Source organism: Rhizobium sp. R339 (genome assembly GCF_002211395.1).
In the GTDB taxonomy this organism is placed as follows: domain Bacteria; phylum Pseudomonadota; class Alphaproteobacteria; order Rhizobiales; family Rhizobiaceae; genus Rhizobium.
Genome location: NZ_LOKV01000025.1, coordinates 227,385 through 242,039, shown reverse-complemented (window position 1 = coordinate 242,039; position 14,655 = coordinate 227,385). Strand labels below are relative to the sequence as shown.

Genomic DNA, 14,655 nt, shown 5'->3' with positions numbered 1-14,655 from the left:
TCAAGCGAAGCGCCAGACCGTCGTCTTCTTGATTTCGCTGTCCTCCAGCGCCCGTGTCACCGGCACCTCATAGACCGCGCAGAATTCCAGCCGCTCACGCGGCAGGTAGCTGCGGCCGGGATCGCCGACCAGAACCAGTTTGCCCTGCTGCGCGAGCCGCGAGAACCAGGGGATGAGCGCATCTGCGAAAGCGCGGTCGTAAAACACATCGCCGGCAAGCAGGATATCCGTATCGACCGTCTCTCCGATCAGATCGGCCCCGGTAAATCCGAGGGGAACGCGATTGACCTCCGCATTCAGCCGGATCGCCGTCTCCGCCCAGGGATCGATATCGCTCGCCGTGACCTCGCGCGCGCCGGCCATCATCGCCGCAATGCCGACGAGACCGGAACCGCTGGCGAAATCCAGCACGCGCTTGCCCCGCACCGTTTCCGGATGATCGAGGATATAGCGCGCCAATCCCTGCCCGCCCGCCCAGGCGAAAGCCCAGAATGGCGGCGGCAGGCCGATCGCTTCCAGCTCCTCCTCCGTCTTCAGCCAGAGGTCATGCGCCTCGCTCGCGAGATGGAGTGAAATCTCCGGCACGTGCGGCGGCGCCATGACGCTGGTATTGGCGCGGATGAAGGCTTCGGGATCGGTTTTCAACGCGGCGGATTGTCCAGCCCGCCCATGCGGCAGACCTCGGCCCATTCGTCATCGGTCACCGGCTGCACCGAAAGCCGCATGGAGGTGACGAGCGACATCTTGGCGAGTTTCTCGCTCGCCTTCACATCCTTCAGCGTCACCGGCTTCGGCATGTCCATGACGGCGCGGATATCGACGCAATCCCACTTCGGATCGCCCTTGGCGGTGGAATCGGGATGCGACAAGGCGCAGACCTCGACGATGCCGACGATCTCCAACCCATCATTGGAGTGGTAGAAGAAACCCTTGTCGCCGATCTGCATCGCCCGCATGTTGTTGCGCGCCAGATAGTTGCGAACGCCGGTCCATTCCGTACCCTTTTCGCCGGCAGCCTTCTGCTGCTCCCAGGACCAGGAGGCGGGTTCGGATTTATAGAGCCAGTGCGCCATGCTTTACGCCTCCGGCTTGTTAAAGACCCAGTTGAAGGCCTTGACCTCGACGCTTTCGAACAGGCCGGCCTTGGCGTAAGGATCGGCATCGGCAAGCGCACGCGCAGCATCCTTCGTTTCCGCTTCGACGACGATCAGGCTGCCGCAGGCTTTGCCCTCGTCATCGAGAAATGGGCCGGCGATTTTCAGCGTGCCCGCAGCGTTCAGGCCGTTCAGATATTCGAGATGCGTCGGCCGCGTCTCCATGCGGACGTTCAAATGTCCCGGCTTATCCTTGCAGAGAAGGGCGAAAAGCATGTCTATTCTCCTATTCGGTGGTGATTGGACGCGTCATCAACTGCTCGATGGCGTCCGATATGTCGAGCTTGCCGTCGATGATGGCGGAAACGGCATCGGTGATCGGCATGCTGATCGAAAGTTCCGCCGCAAGCCGCGAGGCGACGGAGGCGGCAAGCGCGCCTTCCACCAGCGCTCCTTGCAGGGGATCGACCTTTTCGCCGCGCCCGAGCGCGATGCCGAAGCGCAGGTTTCGCGATTGATGGCTCGTTCCCGTCAGCACCAGATCGCCGAGGCCGGAAAGCCCGCGCACCGTATCCGCCTTCCCGCCCTTGGCGACGACGAAGCGCGACATTTCCGCAAGCCCGCGCGCAATCAGCGCCGCACGCGCCGAATCGCCGATACCGCCGCCTTCAACGATGCCGCAGGCGATCGCCAGAACGTTCTTCAGGGCGCCGCCGAGCTGTACGCCGATCCGGTCGTCGGAGGCATAGAGCCGAAAGGTCCGGCCGGAGATCGCTTGCGCCAGCCGCTCCGCGGTCTCCATGTCACCAGCCGCGATCGCCATCGCCGTCGGCAGGCCTTTGGCGATATCGGCGGCGAAGCCCGGGCCGGAAAGCACGGCGACCGGATGGTCGGGCAGTTCCCGTTCCAGCATGTCGGTCAGAAGATTGCCGGTTGCCCGCTCGATGCCCTTGGCGCAGCTGACGACGACGGCATCCTTGGAGAGATAAGGGCCATATTGGTGCGCGGCGTCGGCCTGGGCTTGCGAGGGCATGGCAAAGAGCACGATGGAGGCCCCGGTGATCGCATCCGCCTCGGCCGAAAACTCCAGCGACTCGGGCAGCGGGATGCCGGGCAGCACCGCATCATGCAGCCGTTCGGCCTTCAGGTCGGCGATCAGCGACGGATCGCGCCCGACGAGCGTCACCGCGCTTCGCCCGGTAAGAGCGATAACGGCGGCGAGCGCCGTGCCGAAAGCCCCTGATCCGACGACGGCGATCTTTTCGCTCATGCCTTGGCCCCTCTTTTTCCGAAACCGATCAGCGTCTCCGCCTTGGAATCGAGCGGCCAGCGCGAACGCGGCTGCACGTCGAGTGTGTCAGGCGCTGCGCCCGTCGCCATGCGCTCCAGTCCCGCCCAGGCGATCATCACGGCATTGTCGGTGCAGAGGCTGAGCGGCGGCGCGATGAAGCGGAAACCGTTCTTGCCGCAGAGCGCCTGCAGCGTGCCGCGCAGTTCCAGATTGGCGGCGACACCGCCGGCAACGACGAGCGCCGGCTTCTCGCCGGTTAACGAAAATTCCGTCTTGAACCGCTGCAGGCCGCGGCCGATGCGGTCCTTCAGCGTGCGCGAAATCGCCTTCTGGAACGAGGCGCAGATATCCGCGACATCCTGATCGCTGAGCGGCGCGATCTCCTGTGCGGCCTGCCGCACCGCCGTCTTCAAGCCGGAAAAGGAGAAATCGAGCCGTGCCTCGCCGACGAGCGGGCGCGGAAAAGCGAAACGATCGGGGTTGCCGTCCCGCGCCATCCGCTCCACCGCCGGGCCGCCGGGATAGGGCAGGCCGAGCAGCTTTGCCGTCTTGTCGAAGGCTTCGCCGAGCGCATCGTCGATCGTCGTGCCCCAACGCTCATACTGCCCGACGCCGCGCACGAGGATCAATTGCGTGTGGCCGCCGGAAACGAGCAGCATCAGATAGGGAAAGGTGAGACCGTCCGTCAGCCGCGCCGTCAGCGCGTGACCTTCGAGATGGTTGACCGCATAGAGCGGCTTGCCGGCAGCTCTCGCGATCGCCTTGCCGGTCATCAACCCCACAAGCAGCCCGCCGATCAGCCCCGGCCCCGATGTGGCGGCGATGGCGTCGACATCATCAAGCGACACATTGGCGCGCGCCAAGGCCTGCTCTATCAGTTCGTCCAGCGCCTCGACATGGGCGCGCGCGGCGATCTCCGGCACCACGCCGCCATAGGCGCTGTGCTCGTCGAGCTGGGAAAGCACCACGTCGGAGAGTATCCTGGAACGCCCTTCCGCATCGCGCTCGACGACCGCCGCGGCGGTCTCGTCGCAGCTCGTTTCGATGCCAAGGATGCGCAGAAAGGGAACCATAAGGCCTGTTCGTTGATTGCGATGGGGCCGAAACCCGTTTACGAGAACTCCGGTAACAACGGAACAGAGCGGATGCAAACAAAACCTTTCCGGATCGGTACGCGAGGCAGCCCGCTGGCGCTTGCCCAGGTGCATGAGGCCCGCGACAGGCTGATGGCGGCGCATCACCTGCCTGAAGAGATGTTCGAGATCGTCGTGCTGACGACCAAGGGCGACCGCATCACCGACCGGTCGCTCGCCGAGATCGGCGGCAAGGGCCTCTTCACCGAAGAGCTCGAACAGAAGCTTGCCGCGGGCGAGCTGGATTTCGCCGTGCACTCCACCAAGGACATGCCGACGAAGCTGCCCGAGGGCCTCCATCTCTCCGCCTACCTTCCGCGCGAGGACATCCGCGACGCCGTCATCGGTCGCACCGCGCCCAAGCTGATCGACTTGCCGCATGGCGCAACCGTCGGCTCCTCGTCGCTGCGCCGCCAGGCGCTGATCCGCCGCATGCGGCCCGACATCAAGGTCATCACCTTTCGCGGTCTGGTCGAAACGCGCCTGCGCAAGCTGGAAGAGGGCGAGGTGGATGCGACGCTGCTGGCGCTCGCCGGCCTGAAACGGCTGGGGAAAGTCGAGGTGCTGACCGATATTCTCGATCCAGACACCTTCCCGCCGGCGCCGGCCCAAGGAGCGATCTGCATCGAAAGCCGCATCGGCGACACCAGGATCGACGATCTCCTGGCGCCGGTCAACGATATCACGACGTTCGACACCGTCTCTTGCGAACGCGCCTTTCTCGCCGCGCTCGACGGTTCCTGCCGCACGCCGATCGGCGGTTACGCCGTCTGCGAAGGCGACCTCATCCGCTTTTCCGGCCTCATCATCACGCCCGACGGCCGCAGCCAGCATGCCGTGACGATCGACGGCCACCGCCGCGATGCGGCCGCCCTCGGCACCCGCGCCGGCCAGGACGTGCGCGCCAGGGCCGGCAGCGCCTTCTTCGACGACTGGCATTGAAGCAGCCATGCGCGTGCTCGTCACCCGCCCCGCGCATTCGGCCGAGAAAACCGCTCAACGTCTGCGCGATATGGGCCACGAGCCGCTGCTGCTGCCGCTGCGCCAGCCGCTGCACGACAGTGCCGCCGCCGCGCGCGCGCTTGCAGCCGGTAGCGGCCCGATCGCCGTGACCAGCGCCGAAGCCCTCAGGGTCGTTTCCGCGCTCGGCGAGACGCTTCGTCCTCATCTTGGCCGCCCGCTTTTTGCAGTCGGCGAGGCGACGGCGAAAGAGGCCGAAAGCCTTGGCTTCCGATCGGTTTCCTCATCCCTAGGCAACGGCCGCGATCTCGCGGATCTGATCGCCGCGCAGAAAGCGGACGGCTTGCTCTACCTTGCCGGACTGCCGCGGGCAGAAACTTTCGAGCAGGGACTGCGCGATCTCGGCATCCGCTTTTCCGTCGCCGAATGTTATCGCATGCAGCCGGCCGCTCCCGGCCCCGCCGCGATCGAAGCGCTTTTCTCGGCCGGCCGGCCCGAAGCCATTCTGTTTTATTCCCGGCAGACGGCCGATGATTTTTTTCGTCTGCCCGATCTCCGGACGGCCTTGCCGGAAGTTGGAGAAATCCGCCTTCTCTGCCTCAGCGAGGTGGTGGCGCAAGCCATCCCGGCGGATTTGAAAGACAAGGCGACGATTGCGCCGATGCCGGATGAGAAAAGTCTTTTGTCGCTGCTTTGAATGCTTTAGCCGCCCAAATTTGATCTAACCTCTTCCCTTAACTGGCATCACTGTCTAGTTTCGTTGCAATGCAGGATAAAGAGGACCTCATGGTATCGGGAAATCCGCCACGCCATTCCAAGAGCGCCGAAGAGCCGGTCACGATCGACCTCGAATCCCAGGATTTCGCCTCTGCTGACGATGCCGAAAAGCCGGTGGAGAAGGATGCCGGCGACGCGGACAGCACCACCGCAGATCTGGGTGCGCAGCCCGAAACGGACCCCGTGCCGCCTGCCGAACATGAAGGCGAGCCCGTGATGGACGCGCGGGAAGAAGAGCCGGCAGCACCGGAGTCTGCCTTCACGGCCCCTCCCGAACAGCCGGCTCCGCGGGGCGGCGCCTCGGGCCTCATCGCCGCCGGCATCTTCGGTGGCCTCGTCGCTCTGCTCGGTGCAGGCGCCATTCAATATGCCGGCTACCTCCCGGGTTCTTCCTCGCAACAGGCCTCCTCGGCGGAAACTGCCAATCTTTCCGGCGAGATCGACGGGCTGAAGCAGGCCGTCGCCAATCTCGCCGCCAACCCGGCGAGCCCGGGTGACACGGCGCTTGAACAGCGCATCGCCGCGCTGGAAACGGCGGCTAAGGCCCCCGCAGCCGGTGCGCCGGCCGATTGGGCGAATGTCGATGCGCTCAACCAGAAGATTGCGGAACTCAGCGGTCAGGTCGATCAGCTGCGTTCGATGCTCGCCCAGTCTTCCGACCAGCAGACGAGCAGCGACGCCGATATCGCCAAGCGCCTCGCCGACGCCGAAAAGAAACTCAACGAGCCGCGCGAGGATGTCGCCGTCGCCCGGGCGATCGCGGCCGCCGCGCTCAAGGCGGCGATCGATCGCGGCGGCCCCTTCCTTGCCGAACTCGATACTTTCGCCGGCGTCGCGCCCGACGATCCTGCCGTCGCCGACCTGCGCGCCTTTGCCGAGACCGGCATTCCCTCGCGCGCCGAGCTGATGCGTCAGGCCCCCGACGTTGCGACCGCGATCGTCGAAGCCGTCAACCAGCCGGATCCGAACCAGAGCTGGTCGGACCGCCTGATGGCGAGCGCGAAATCGCTGGTGACCGTCCGACCCGTCGGCAATATCGAAGGCGAGAGCGTCGAAGCGATCGCCGCCCGCATGGAGGACAAGGTGAAGAACGGCGACCTGCCCGGTGCGTCTTCCGAATGGAACAATCTGCCCGCTCCCGCCAAGCAAGCCGCCGCCGCCTTCCAGCAGTCGCTGGAAGCGCGCATCCGCGTCGAGGAACTGGTCGGCGGGGCACTGTCGAAGGCCGTCACCGGCACCGGCAAGGAGGGGTGAGACCATGATCAGACTCGTCGTCTTCGCCGTCCTGGTGCTGCTTCTCGCCTATGGCTTCTCCTGGTTCGCCGATCGTCCCGGCGACATCTCGCTGATCTGGGAGGGTCAGATCTATCAGACGAAGCTGATCGTCGCCGTCAGCGCGATCATCGCTCTCATCGCCGCCGTGATGATCGTCTGGTGGTTCGTTCGCCTGATCTGGACCTCGCCGCATTCCGTGACCCGCTATTTCCGCGCCCGCAAGCGCGACCGCGGCTATCAGGCGCTGTCGACCGGTCTGATTGCCGCCGGCGCCGGCAACGCGCTGCTCGCACGCAAGATGGCCGCCCGCTCGCGCGGCCTCATCCGCGCCGATCAGGAACCGCTGATCAATCTGCTCGAGGCTCAGGCTGCGCTGATCGAAGGCCGCCATGACGAGGCGCGCGCCAAGTTCGAGGCCATGGCCAACGACCCCGAGACGCGCGAACTCGGACTGCGCGGCCTCTATCTGGAAGCCCGCCGCCTCGGCGCCAACGAGGCCGCCCGCCAATATGCCGAGAAGGCTGCCGACAACGCGCCTTATCTGCCCTGGGCCGCACAGGCGACGCTCGAATATCGCAGCCAGGCCGGCCGCTGGGACGATGCAATCCGCCTGCTCGAACAACAGAAGGCAGCCCGCGTCGTCGAAAAGGCCGAAGCCAACCGCCTGCATGCCGTCCTCTTGACGGCGCGCGCAGACGAGAAGCTGGAAGGCAACCCGGCCGGCGCCCGTGACGACGCCCTGCAGGCGCTGAAGCTCGCCGCCGATTTCATCCCGGCCGCCCTCATCGCCGCCAAGGCTCTCTTCCGCGAAGGCGGCTTGCGCAAGGCCGCCTCGATCCTCGAGCAGGCATGGAAATCGGCGCCTCATCCCGAGATCGGCCGCACCTATGTCAAGGCGCGCAGCGGCGACTCAACGCTCGACCGGCTGAAGCGGGCCGAACGGCTGGAGGGAATGCGTCCGAACAATGTCGAATCCCTTCTCGTCGTCGCGCAGGCCGCTCTCGACGCGCAGGAATTCGCCAAGGCCCGCGCCAAGGCGGAAGCGGCCGCGCGCATAGAGCCGCGCGAAGCCGCCTTCCTGCTGCTGGCCGACATTGAGGAAGCCGAAACCGGCGACCAGGGCCGCGTGCGCCACTGGCTCGCCCAAGCGCTGAAAGCCCCGCGCGATCCGGCCTGGGTGGCCGACGGCTTCGTCTCCGACAAATGGCTGCCGGTATCGCCGGTGACCGGCCGCATCGACGCTTTCGAATGGAAAGCACCCTTCGGCCAGATCGAGGGTCCGCTTGAAGACGGTTCGGCGCCGGCTTCGATCGAAACCGCGCTGAAGACCCTGCCGCCTCTGCGCGACGTCAAGCCGGAAAGCCCGGTCAACGACCATCGCATCATCGAGCTCGAACGCGCGGCAACCATTGCCGAGGCGGTCCGGCCGGCGCCCAAGCCGGCGCAGACGAAACCGAAGCCCGAACCGGCGGCCGGCGATAAGGCGCCCGTGCCGAGCGAGGCCAAGCCCTTCTTCGGTGGATTGCCCGACGATCCGGGCGTTCGCGATCCCAGGACGGAACCGGAATCCAGGACACGGCTCCGCCTTTTCTGAAATGGAACGACAACCGCATGTTCGAACGCTTCCAGGCCTTCTTCCATAATCTGACCTCCGATCACGCCAGGAAGGGCTTTGCCCCTGACGATCCGCGCATCGCCGTGGCCGCGCTTTGCATGCAGGTCATGGAAGCCGACGGCCAGATCAAGGCCAGCGAAAAGAAACGGCTGCGCAAGCTGTTGAAGGAGCAATATGCGCTTGACGGCAAACAGCTCGACGCCCTGATGGCCGCCGGCCTGGAGGCCGAAAGCACCGCGGTCGACTATTACCGCTTCACCTCCGATCTCAAGCGCCACCTCAACACCGAGCAGCGGCTGGAACTGATCGGCGTCCTCTGGGACATCGTCTATGCCGACGGCGAACGCAGCGAGATGGAAGACCATGTGATCTGGCGGATCGCCGACCTGCTCGGCGTCTCCTCGCGCGAGCGCATCCAGAAGCGGCAGGAGGCCGCCGCCAGGGTGACCGATGTCCAGGTTTTGCAAGATGACAGCGACTGAGCAAGATCCGAACCGCGACCGGCGTCCCATCCTCATCGTCCTGCATCAGGAGCGGTCGAGCCCCGGTCGCGTCGGCCAGTTGCTCGTCGAAAAGGGCTACCGTCTTGATATCCGTCGCCCGGTTCTCGGCGAGCCGCTTCCGGCGACGCTTGCCGATCATGCCGGTGTCGTCGTCTTCGGCGGGCCAATGAGCGCCAACGATCCTGATGACTTCATCAAGAAAGAGATCGATTGGATCAAAATTCCGCTGCGGGAAAAGCGCCCCTATCTCGGCATCTGCCTCGGCGCGCAGATGCTGGTCCATCAGCTCGGCGGCAAGGTGCAGCCGAATGCCGACGGCTCGACGGAGATCGGTTGGTATCCGCTGAGACCGACGGAGAGAGGCCGGTTGCTGATGCACTGGCCGAAGATGGTCTATCATTTCCACCGCGAAGGCTTCGAGCTGCCGCATGGCGCCGATCTCCTGGCCGAAGGCGATGCCTATCCGAACCAGGCCTTCCGCTATGACGGCAATGCCTGGGGCCTGCAGTTCCATGCCGAGCTCACCCGGGTGATGATGCATCGCTGGGTCGTGCATGGCGCGCACCGCTTCATCCTGCCGAACGCCCAGCAGGGCCGCGAACATCTTGAAGGCCGCATGCTGTTCGACGCGCCGCTGAGAGCCTGGCTGACCGAATTTCTCGATATCGTCTTCGAAGGCAAGACGGCGAAAGCAGCCTCCCCGATCACGCTTTCCGCATAGACCGCCGCGGCCCGGCAGGCCAGACTGTTATGCTGATCCGCTAGGCGCGTCGAGGGAATCGATCCGGCGTAGTTTCGGGAAACTTGAAGCCCAGATCGCCGCGACCGCGAGCGTTCCGATACCGCCGATGACGACTGCCGGCACCGCGCCGAATATCGATGCCATCGTGCCTGCCCTGAATTCGCCAAGCTCGTTCGAGGCACCGACGAAGACCATGTTGACGGCATTGACCCGGCCGCGCAGATGATCCGGCGTCCACAGCGCGATCAGGCTCTCACGCACATAGACCGATATCATGTCGGCCGCCCCCATCAGGGCGAGGGCGGCGATGGAGACTTCGGTGCTGGTCGAGACGCCGAAGATGATGGTTCCGACACCGAACAGGGCAACGCCGATGAACATATAGAGGCCGGCGCGGTGCTTCAGCGGATAGGCGGCCAGGAAGACCGCCATGACGATGGCGCCGAGCCCGGGGGCGGCGCGCAGCAATCCGAGGCCCCAGGGCCCGAGCGTCAGGATATCGCGTGCGAAGATCGGCATCAGCGCGGTGGCGCCGCCGAGCAGCACGGCGAAAAGATCGAGCGAGATCGCGCCGAGCACGACTTTCTCGGCGCGGATGAAACTGAAACCGCCGAGGATCATCGCCCAACTCTTCGCCTCGCCTGTCGTTTTCTGTTCCGGCTTCGGGATCATATAGAGAAGGGCTGCGCCGAGGATGGAAAAGACCACCGCAACCGTATAGGCCGTCGAGGCGCTGATGCCATAAAGTAGACCGCCGAGCACCGGTCCGGTGATCGCCGCGAGCTGCCAGGAGGAAGAGTTCCAGGCGATCGCGTTGGAAAGGGCATGCTCCGGCACGAGATTGGGCGCGAGAGACTGCACCGCCGGCGACATGAAGGCGCGTTCGATGCCGAAGATCAGCAGCACGGCGAAGACCGGCCAGGGCGCGAAAGTGCCTGTCGCCGTCATGACGAGCAGCGCCAGCGTGCAGAGCGCGCTCACCAGCGAGCACAGCGCGGCAACGGCCCGACGATTATGCCGGTCGGCCACCGAGCCGGTGACCAGGATGAGCAGCAGCGACGGCAGGAACTGCACGAGCCCGATCAGGCCGAGATAGATCGCCTTGCCCGTCTGATCGTACATCTGCCAGCCGACGGCGACGCTGACGATCTGCTGCGAAAAGGAAAGCAGAAAGCGCGCGAAGAAGAAGCGGGTGTAAGACGAATGCCGGAACGCGGCAAAACGGTCTCCGGTGGGCGAAAACGACATGAGCCTTGTCCGAGGAAGCGGGCGCCGGAATGGCTGCGAAGCCGCCCGTTAAACATGATCTGCCATGCGTTTCGACACGGCACTTGCCCGTTTAGTCGCCAATGTCTACATGTCTGTCAACAACCAATTGGAGACGACGATGTTTGCCTTGTTTCAAACCATTGATTTGGTTTTGAATATTTACACCTGGATACTGATTGCCAGTGCCGTTTTCTCCTGGCTCTATGCGTTCAACGTCATCAATTCCAGCAACCAGTTCGTCAATTCGGTCGGCATGTTCCTCTACAATGTCACCGAACCCGCGCTGAAGCCGATCCGTCGGCTGCTGCCGAATCTCGGCGGCATCGACATTTCCCCGATCATCCTGCTGGTGATCATCTTCTTCCTGCGCACCTTCCTTTGGACCACGCTTTACCCGCTGGTCTCTTGAGCCCTCCCTGGAGGCTGTTCGCTGATCATCTGCGCCTGGCCATTCGGCTGACGCCGAATGCCGGGCGAGACTCGCTCGACGGCATCGAGGCCGATGGTGAAGGCGGAACGCTTCTCAAGGCACGCGTCACCGCGGTGCCTGAGAAAGGCAGGGCCAACAAGGCTCTCATCCTTCTCGTCGCAGACTCCCTGCATATTCCCAAATCGTCCGTCAGCCTCGTCTCCGGCGAAACCGCACGTAAAAAAATCCTCCGGATCGATGGCGATCCGGAGGATTTGGCAAGAAAGCTTGAGACCTCTTTTTCGGCTGAATGATCAGCCCTTCGTCGTCTTCGCACGCTCGATGGCTTCGAGGATGAGGGCGCCGGCTTCCTGGGCGCTGCCCCAGCCGTAGATCTTCACCCACTTGCCGGGCTCCAGATCCTTATAGTGCTCGAAGAAGTGCTCGATCTGCTTCAGCGTGATTTCCGGAAGGTCCGTGTATTCCTTGACCTTCTCGTAGCGCAGCGTCAGCTTCGGCGACGGTACGGCGATGATCTTCTCGTCCTTGCCGGAATTGTCTTCCATCTTCAGGACGCCGATCGGGCGCACGTTGATGACGCAGCCCGGGACCAGCGGACGGGTGCTGGCGATTAGAACGTCGATCGGGTCGCCGTCTTCCGAGAGCGTATGCGGCACGAAGCCGTAATTGCCCGGATAGGTCATCGGCGTATAGAGGAAGCGGTCGACGACGAGCGTGCCGGCTTCCTTATCCATTTCATACTTGATCGGATGACCGCCGACCGGAACCTCGACAATAACGTTGACGTCTTCAGGGGGATTCTTACCGATTGAAACGGCGTCGATGCGCATACGAAACTCCTGCGAGGTTGAATTGCTCGCAGCCAGATAATCAGTTTCATGCGGCAACGCAACATTTGACATCACCAATGCGTAATGCATCGGCGCGCCGCCACATCAAAATTCTAGCAGGAGATGAGCGAACTGCCCGCCAGGCGGTTTCAGTTCCAGATGAAGCCGATTTTCTTCAACTGCTTGTGGTCGAAATTTTCCATGCCTTCGCAGAAATCCATGCCGCCGTGACTGCGATAGAACCGGCTGGCATTCTCGTTGTCCTCGAGGCACCAGACGACCAGGCCGTTGCAGCCAAGCGACTTCAAGAGCCGGCGCGCCTCGCCGAACAGCATCCTGCCGAGGCCGATGCCCTGATATTCGGGGCGCAGATAAAGCTCGTAGATTTCGCCTTCCTGCGGCAGCGCGCGAGCGCGGTTGAGGCCGAGCGTCGCATAACCGGCGACCGTGCCGGCGACATCGAGAACCAGCAGCGTCGCGGGACCGCGGGTGGCCTTGCGCCACCAGTTTTCACCACGTCGCTCGATCATCTGCGTCAGGGCGCGATGCGGAATGATCCCCGCATAAGTGTGCTGCCAGGCGAGCCTGTGGGTCTCCGAAATGGCTCGGGCATCATGCGGCTCGGCCCGCCGGACATCGATCGACAACGTCTTCATAACGTTTACTCTGGTCCTGCCGGGGGCAATTAACCATATGCGATGACGCATTCGGCTCGATTGCCCACAGACTTAACATGTGGACGATGGTCAAATTTTAACGCTTTTTTAACGATTGTCACAAGTCGGAATCAGCGCAGCGCACAATAAAAAAACCCCGGCTCGAAGGCCGGGGTTCTCAAAGGATATCTCCGAATTCTCAAAGGGCCGCTTTGGTTTTTTCGAAACGCTTGCGGTCGTTTGCGTCGAGATACATCTTGCGCAGACGAATATTTTTCGGCGTCACTTCCATCAGCTCGTCGTCCTGGATCCAGGAGAGAGCGCGGTCAAGCGTCATGCGGATCGGCGGTGTCAGCTTCACCGCTTCATCCTTGCCGGCGGCGCGGATGTTGGTGAGCTGCTTGCCCTTCAGGACGTTCACTTCAAGGTCGTTATCACGCGAATGGATGCCGATGATCATGCCGGCATAGACCTTTTCGCCCGGCTCGATGATCATCGGGCCGCGATCCTCTAGGTTGAACATCGCATAGGCGACGGCTTCGCCGGAAGCGTTGGCGAGCAGCACGCCGTTGACGCGGCCGCCGATCGCACCCTTGTAGGGCTGGTAGTCGTGGAACAGGCGGTTCATGATCGCCGTGCCGCGCGTATCCGTCAGCAGCTCCGACTGATAGCCGATCAGGCCACGGGTCGGGGCGTAGAAGCGCAGGCGAAGACGATTGCCGCCCGACGGTCGCAGCTCGACCATTTCGGCCTTGCGCTCCGACATCTTCTGCACGACGACACCGGAATGTTCTTCATCGACGTCGACGACGACTTCCTCGATCGGCTCCAGAAGCTGGCCGCTTTCATCCTTGTGCATGACGACGCGCGGACGCGATACGGCAAGCTCGAAGCCTTCGCGACGCATGGTTTCGATGAGAACGGCGAGCTGAAGTTCGCCGCGGCCGGAGACGTAGAACGAATCCTTGCCTTCGGCTTCTTCAATCTTCAGGGCGACGTTGCCTTCAGCTTCCTTGAAGAGACGGTCGCGGATGACGCGGCTCGTCACCTTGTCGCCTTCGGTGCCCGCCAGCGGGCTGTCGTTGACGATAAAGGACATGGTGACGGTCGGCGGATCGATCGGCTGCGCCTTCATGGCTTCCGAGACGGCCGGATCGCAGAAAGTATCGGCGACAGTACCCTTGGAGAGGCCGGCGATCGCGACGATGTCGCCCGCATGCGCCTCGTCGATCGCCGTGCGCTCGATGCCGCGGAAGGCGAGGATCTTGGAGATTCGGCCGGTTTCGATCAACTTGCCGTCCTGGCCGAGAACCTTGACGGCCTGGTTCGGCTTGATCGAGCCCGAGGCGATACGGCCGGTGATGATACGGCCGAGGAAGGGGTTGGCTTCGAGGATCGTGCCGATCATGCGGAACGGGCCTTCCTCGACGGTCGGCTCCGGAACATGCTTGAGCACCAGGTCGAGAAGCGGCGCAAGGCCCTCATCCTTCGGACCTTCTGGATTGACGTTCATCCAGCCGTCGCGGCCCGAACCGTAAAGGATCGGGAAGTCGAGCTGCTCGTCGGTCGCGTCGAGATTGGCGAAGAGATCGAAGACTTCGTTGATGACTTCTTCGTGGCGGCCGTCCGGACGGTCGATCTTGTTGATCGCGACGATCGGGCGAAGGCCGACCTTCAGCGCCTTGCCGACGACGAACTTCGTCTGCGGCATTGGGCCTTCCGAGGCATCGACGAGAACGATCGCACCGTCCACCATCGAGAGGATGCGCTCGACTTCACCGCCGAAGTCGGCGTGGCCGGGGGTGTCGACGATATTGATGCGAACACCCTTCCACTCAACCGAAGTCGCCTTGGCGAGAATGGTGATGCCGCGTTCTTTTTCGAGATCGTTCGAGTCCATCACGCGTTCGGCAACGCGCTGATTTTCGCGGAACGAGCCGGACTGCTTGAGAAGCTCATCCACCAGGGTCGTCTTGCCATGGTCAACGTGCGCGATGATCGCGATATTGCGAAGTGCCATATGTGAAATCTCTGAGGCTGCGGCGCACGCTCTTGAGGACGCGCCTATTGGTTTGGGGCG

17 protein-coding genes are annotated in these 14,655 nt (G+C 63.5%); 8 read left to right on the top strand and 9 right to left on the bottom strand.

The window, feature by feature from the left end:
• The 5 genes from ATY76_RS26175 to tsaD are packed head-to-tail and all read right to left on the bottom strand — an operon-like array spanning window position 1 to window position 3,458.
• Complete coding sequence (locus ATY76_RS26175) at window positions 1–645, bottom strand: methyltransferase (protein ID WP_088677568.1); 645 nt, start codon at window positions 643–645, stop codon at window positions 1–3.
• Window positions 642–1,073, bottom strand: a complete 432-nt coding sequence (locus tag ATY76_RS26170; RefSeq protein WP_064683804.1) for an EVE domain-containing protein — start codon at window positions 1,071–1,073, stop codon at window positions 642–644. The genes ATY76_RS26175 and ATY76_RS26170 overlap by 4 nt, the downstream gene beginning before the upstream one ends.
• Window positions 1,074–1,076: 3 nt before the next feature.
• On the bottom strand, window positions 1,077–1,370 hold the full coding sequence (locus tag ATY76_RS26165; RefSeq protein ID WP_077992145.1) for a YciI-like protein: 294 nt from the start codon (window positions 1,368–1,370) through the stop codon (window positions 1,077–1,079).
• A 10-nt stretch (window positions 1,371–1,380) separates the two neighbouring features.
• Window positions 1,381–2,364: an NAD(P)H-dependent glycerol-3-phosphate dehydrogenase gene (locus tag ATY76_RS26160; protein WP_088677567.1), complete on the bottom strand. Its 984-nt coding sequence runs from the start codon at window positions 2,362–2,364 to the stop codon at window positions 1,381–1,383.
• On the bottom strand, window positions 2,361–3,458 hold the full coding sequence (tsaD, locus tag ATY76_RS26155) for a tRNA (adenosine(37)-N6)-threonylcarbamoyltransferase complex transferase subunit TsaD (protein ID WP_088677566.1): 1,098 nt from the start codon (window positions 3,456–3,458) through the stop codon (window positions 2,361–2,363). Before tsaD ends, ATY76_RS26160 begins: the two co-directional genes overlap by 4 nt.
• A gap of 72 nt (window positions 3,459–3,530) precedes the next feature.
• On the opposite strand from tsaD, the gene hemC reads away from it, so the two are divergent.
• From hemC to ATY76_RS26125, 6 genes are all read left to right on the top strand, one after another.
• Entirely contained in the window at window positions 3,531–4,460 is a 930-nt protein-coding gene (gene hemC, locus ATY76_RS26150; protein WP_088677565.1) for a hydroxymethylbilane synthase, read from the top strand.
• Window positions 4,461–4,467: 7 nt separating this feature from the next.
• On the top strand, window positions 4,468–5,175 hold the full coding sequence (locus tag ATY76_RS26145) for a uroporphyrinogen-III synthase (RefSeq protein WP_088677564.1): 708 nt from the start codon (window positions 4,468–4,470) through the stop codon (window positions 5,173–5,175).
• 68 nt (window positions 5,176–5,243) lie between these two features.
• Window positions 5,244–6,509, top strand: a complete 1,266-nt coding sequence (locus ATY76_RS26140; protein ID WP_190233737.1) for a COG4223 family protein — start codon at window positions 5,244–5,246, stop codon at window positions 6,507–6,509.
• 4 nt (window positions 6,510–6,513) lie between these two features.
• Window positions 6,514–8,124, top strand: coding sequence for a heme biosynthesis protein HemY (locus ATY76_RS26135; protein WP_088677562.1), 1,611 nt, complete (start codon window positions 6,514–6,516; stop codon window positions 8,122–8,124).
• A gap of 17 nt (window positions 8,125–8,141) precedes the next feature.
• Window positions 8,142–8,627 (top strand): TerB family tellurite resistance protein, encoded by a 486-nt coding sequence (locus tag ATY76_RS26130; RefSeq protein ID WP_088677561.1) that lies wholly within the window; start codon window positions 8,142–8,144, stop codon window positions 8,625–8,627.
• The gene (locus ATY76_RS26125) at window positions 8,614–9,369 is read left to right on the top strand and encodes a glutamine amidotransferase (protein ID WP_190233736.1); all 756 of its coding nucleotides are present in this window, start codon (window positions 8,614–8,616) and stop codon (window positions 9,367–9,369) included. Before ATY76_RS26130 ends, ATY76_RS26125 begins: the two co-directional genes overlap by 14 nt.
• Before the next feature lie 27 nt (window positions 9,370–9,396).
• Here the strand turns inward: ATY76_RS26125 and ATY76_RS26120 are convergent, their stop codons facing one another.
• Complete coding sequence (locus tag ATY76_RS26120) at window positions 9,397–10,638, bottom strand: MFS transporter (RefSeq protein ID WP_088677559.1); 1,242 nt, start codon at window positions 10,636–10,638, stop codon at window positions 9,397–9,399.
• A 139-nt stretch (window positions 10,639–10,777) separates the two neighbouring features.
• On the opposite strand from ATY76_RS26120, the gene ATY76_RS26115 reads away from it, so the two are divergent.
• Together ATY76_RS26115 and ATY76_RS26110 are read left to right on the top strand one after the other, a co-directional pair.
• Window positions 10,778–11,068, top strand: coding sequence for a YggT family protein (locus ATY76_RS26115; protein ID WP_088677558.1), 291 nt, complete (start codon window positions 10,778–10,780; stop codon window positions 11,066–11,068).
• The gene (locus ATY76_RS26110; RefSeq protein WP_088677557.1) at window positions 11,065–11,382 is read left to right on the top strand and encodes a DUF167 domain-containing protein; all 318 of its coding nucleotides are present in this window, start codon (window positions 11,065–11,067) and stop codon (window positions 11,380–11,382) included. Before ATY76_RS26115 ends, ATY76_RS26110 begins: the two co-directional genes overlap by 4 nt.
• On the opposite strand, the gene ppa is transcribed toward ATY76_RS26110, so the two are convergent.
• From ppa to typA, 3 genes are all read right to left on the bottom strand, one after another.
• Window positions 11,383–11,919 (bottom strand): inorganic diphosphatase, encoded by a 537-nt coding sequence (gene ppa / locus ATY76_RS26105; RefSeq protein WP_088677556.1) that lies wholly within the window; start codon window positions 11,917–11,919, stop codon window positions 11,383–11,385.
• A gap of 149 nt (window positions 11,920–12,068) precedes the next feature.
• Window positions 12,069–12,575, bottom strand: a complete 507-nt coding sequence (locus ATY76_RS26100; protein WP_088677555.1) for a GNAT family N-acetyltransferase — start codon at window positions 12,573–12,575, stop codon at window positions 12,069–12,071.
• Between the two features lie 199 nt (window positions 12,576–12,774).
• Window positions 12,775–14,595, bottom strand: coding sequence for a translational GTPase TypA (gene typA, locus ATY76_RS26095; protein ID WP_088677554.1), 1,821 nt, complete (start codon window positions 14,593–14,595; stop codon window positions 12,775–12,777).
• Window positions 14,596–14,655: the final 60 nt, after the last annotated feature.

What these genes read in the sequence shown, in the direction of transcription:
- ATY76_RS26165 (WP_077992145.1), bottom strand. Translation starts at nt 1,370, where the DNA reads ATGCTTTTCGCCCTTCTCTGCAAGGATAAGCCGGGACATTTGAACGTC.
- tsaD (WP_088677566.1), bottom strand. Translation starts at nt 3,458, where the DNA reads ATGGTTCCCTTTCTGCGCATCCTTGGCATCGAAACGAGCTGCGACGAG.
- ATY76_RS26115 (WP_088677558.1), top strand. Translation starts at nt 10,778, where the DNA reads ATGTTTGCCTTGTTTCAAACCATTGATTTGGTTTTGAATATTTACACC.
- ATY76_RS26125 (WP_190233736.1), top strand. Translation starts at nt 8,614, where the DNA reads ATGACAGCGACTGAGCAAGATCCGAACCGCGACCGGCGTCCCATCCTC.
- ATY76_RS26140 (WP_190233737.1), top strand. Translation starts at nt 5,244, where the DNA reads ATGCAGGATAAAGAGGACCTCATGGTATCGGGAAATCCGCCACGCCAT.
- typA (WP_088677554.1), bottom strand. Translation starts at nt 14,595, where the DNA reads ATGGCACTTCGCAATATCGCGATCATCGCGCACGTTGACCATGGCAAG.
- ATY76_RS26170 (WP_064683804.1), bottom strand. Translation starts at nt 1,073, where the DNA reads ATGGCGCACTGGCTCTATAAATCCGAACCCGCCTCCTGGTCCTGGGAG.
- ATY76_RS26100 (WP_088677555.1), bottom strand. Translation starts at nt 12,575, where the DNA reads ATGAAGACGTTGTCGATCGATGTCCGGCGGGCCGAGCCGCATGATGCC.
- hemC (WP_088677565.1), top strand. Translation starts at nt 3,531, where the DNA reads ATGCAAACAAAACCTTTCCGGATCGGTACGCGAGGCAGCCCGCTGGCG.
- ATY76_RS26160 (WP_088677567.1), bottom strand. Translation starts at nt 2,364, where the DNA reads ATGAGCGAAAAGATCGCCGTCGTCGGATCAGGGGCTTTCGGCACGGCG.
- ATY76_RS26145 (WP_088677564.1), top strand. Translation starts at nt 4,468, where the DNA reads ATGCGCGTGCTCGTCACCCGCCCCGCGCATTCGGCCGAGAAAACCGCT.
- ATY76_RS26120 (WP_088677559.1), bottom strand. Translation starts at nt 10,638, where the DNA reads ATGTCGTTTTCGCCCACCGGAGACCGTTTTGCCGCGTTCCGGCATTCG.
- ATY76_RS26130 (WP_088677561.1), top strand. Translation starts at nt 8,142, where the DNA reads ATGTTCGAACGCTTCCAGGCCTTCTTCCATAATCTGACCTCCGATCAC.
- ATY76_RS26135 (WP_088677562.1), top strand. Translation starts at nt 6,514, where the DNA reads ATGATCAGACTCGTCGTCTTCGCCGTCCTGGTGCTGCTTCTCGCCTAT.
- ppa (WP_088677556.1), bottom strand. Translation starts at nt 11,919, where the DNA reads ATGCGCATCGACGCCGTTTCAATCGGTAAGAATCCCCCTGAAGACGTC.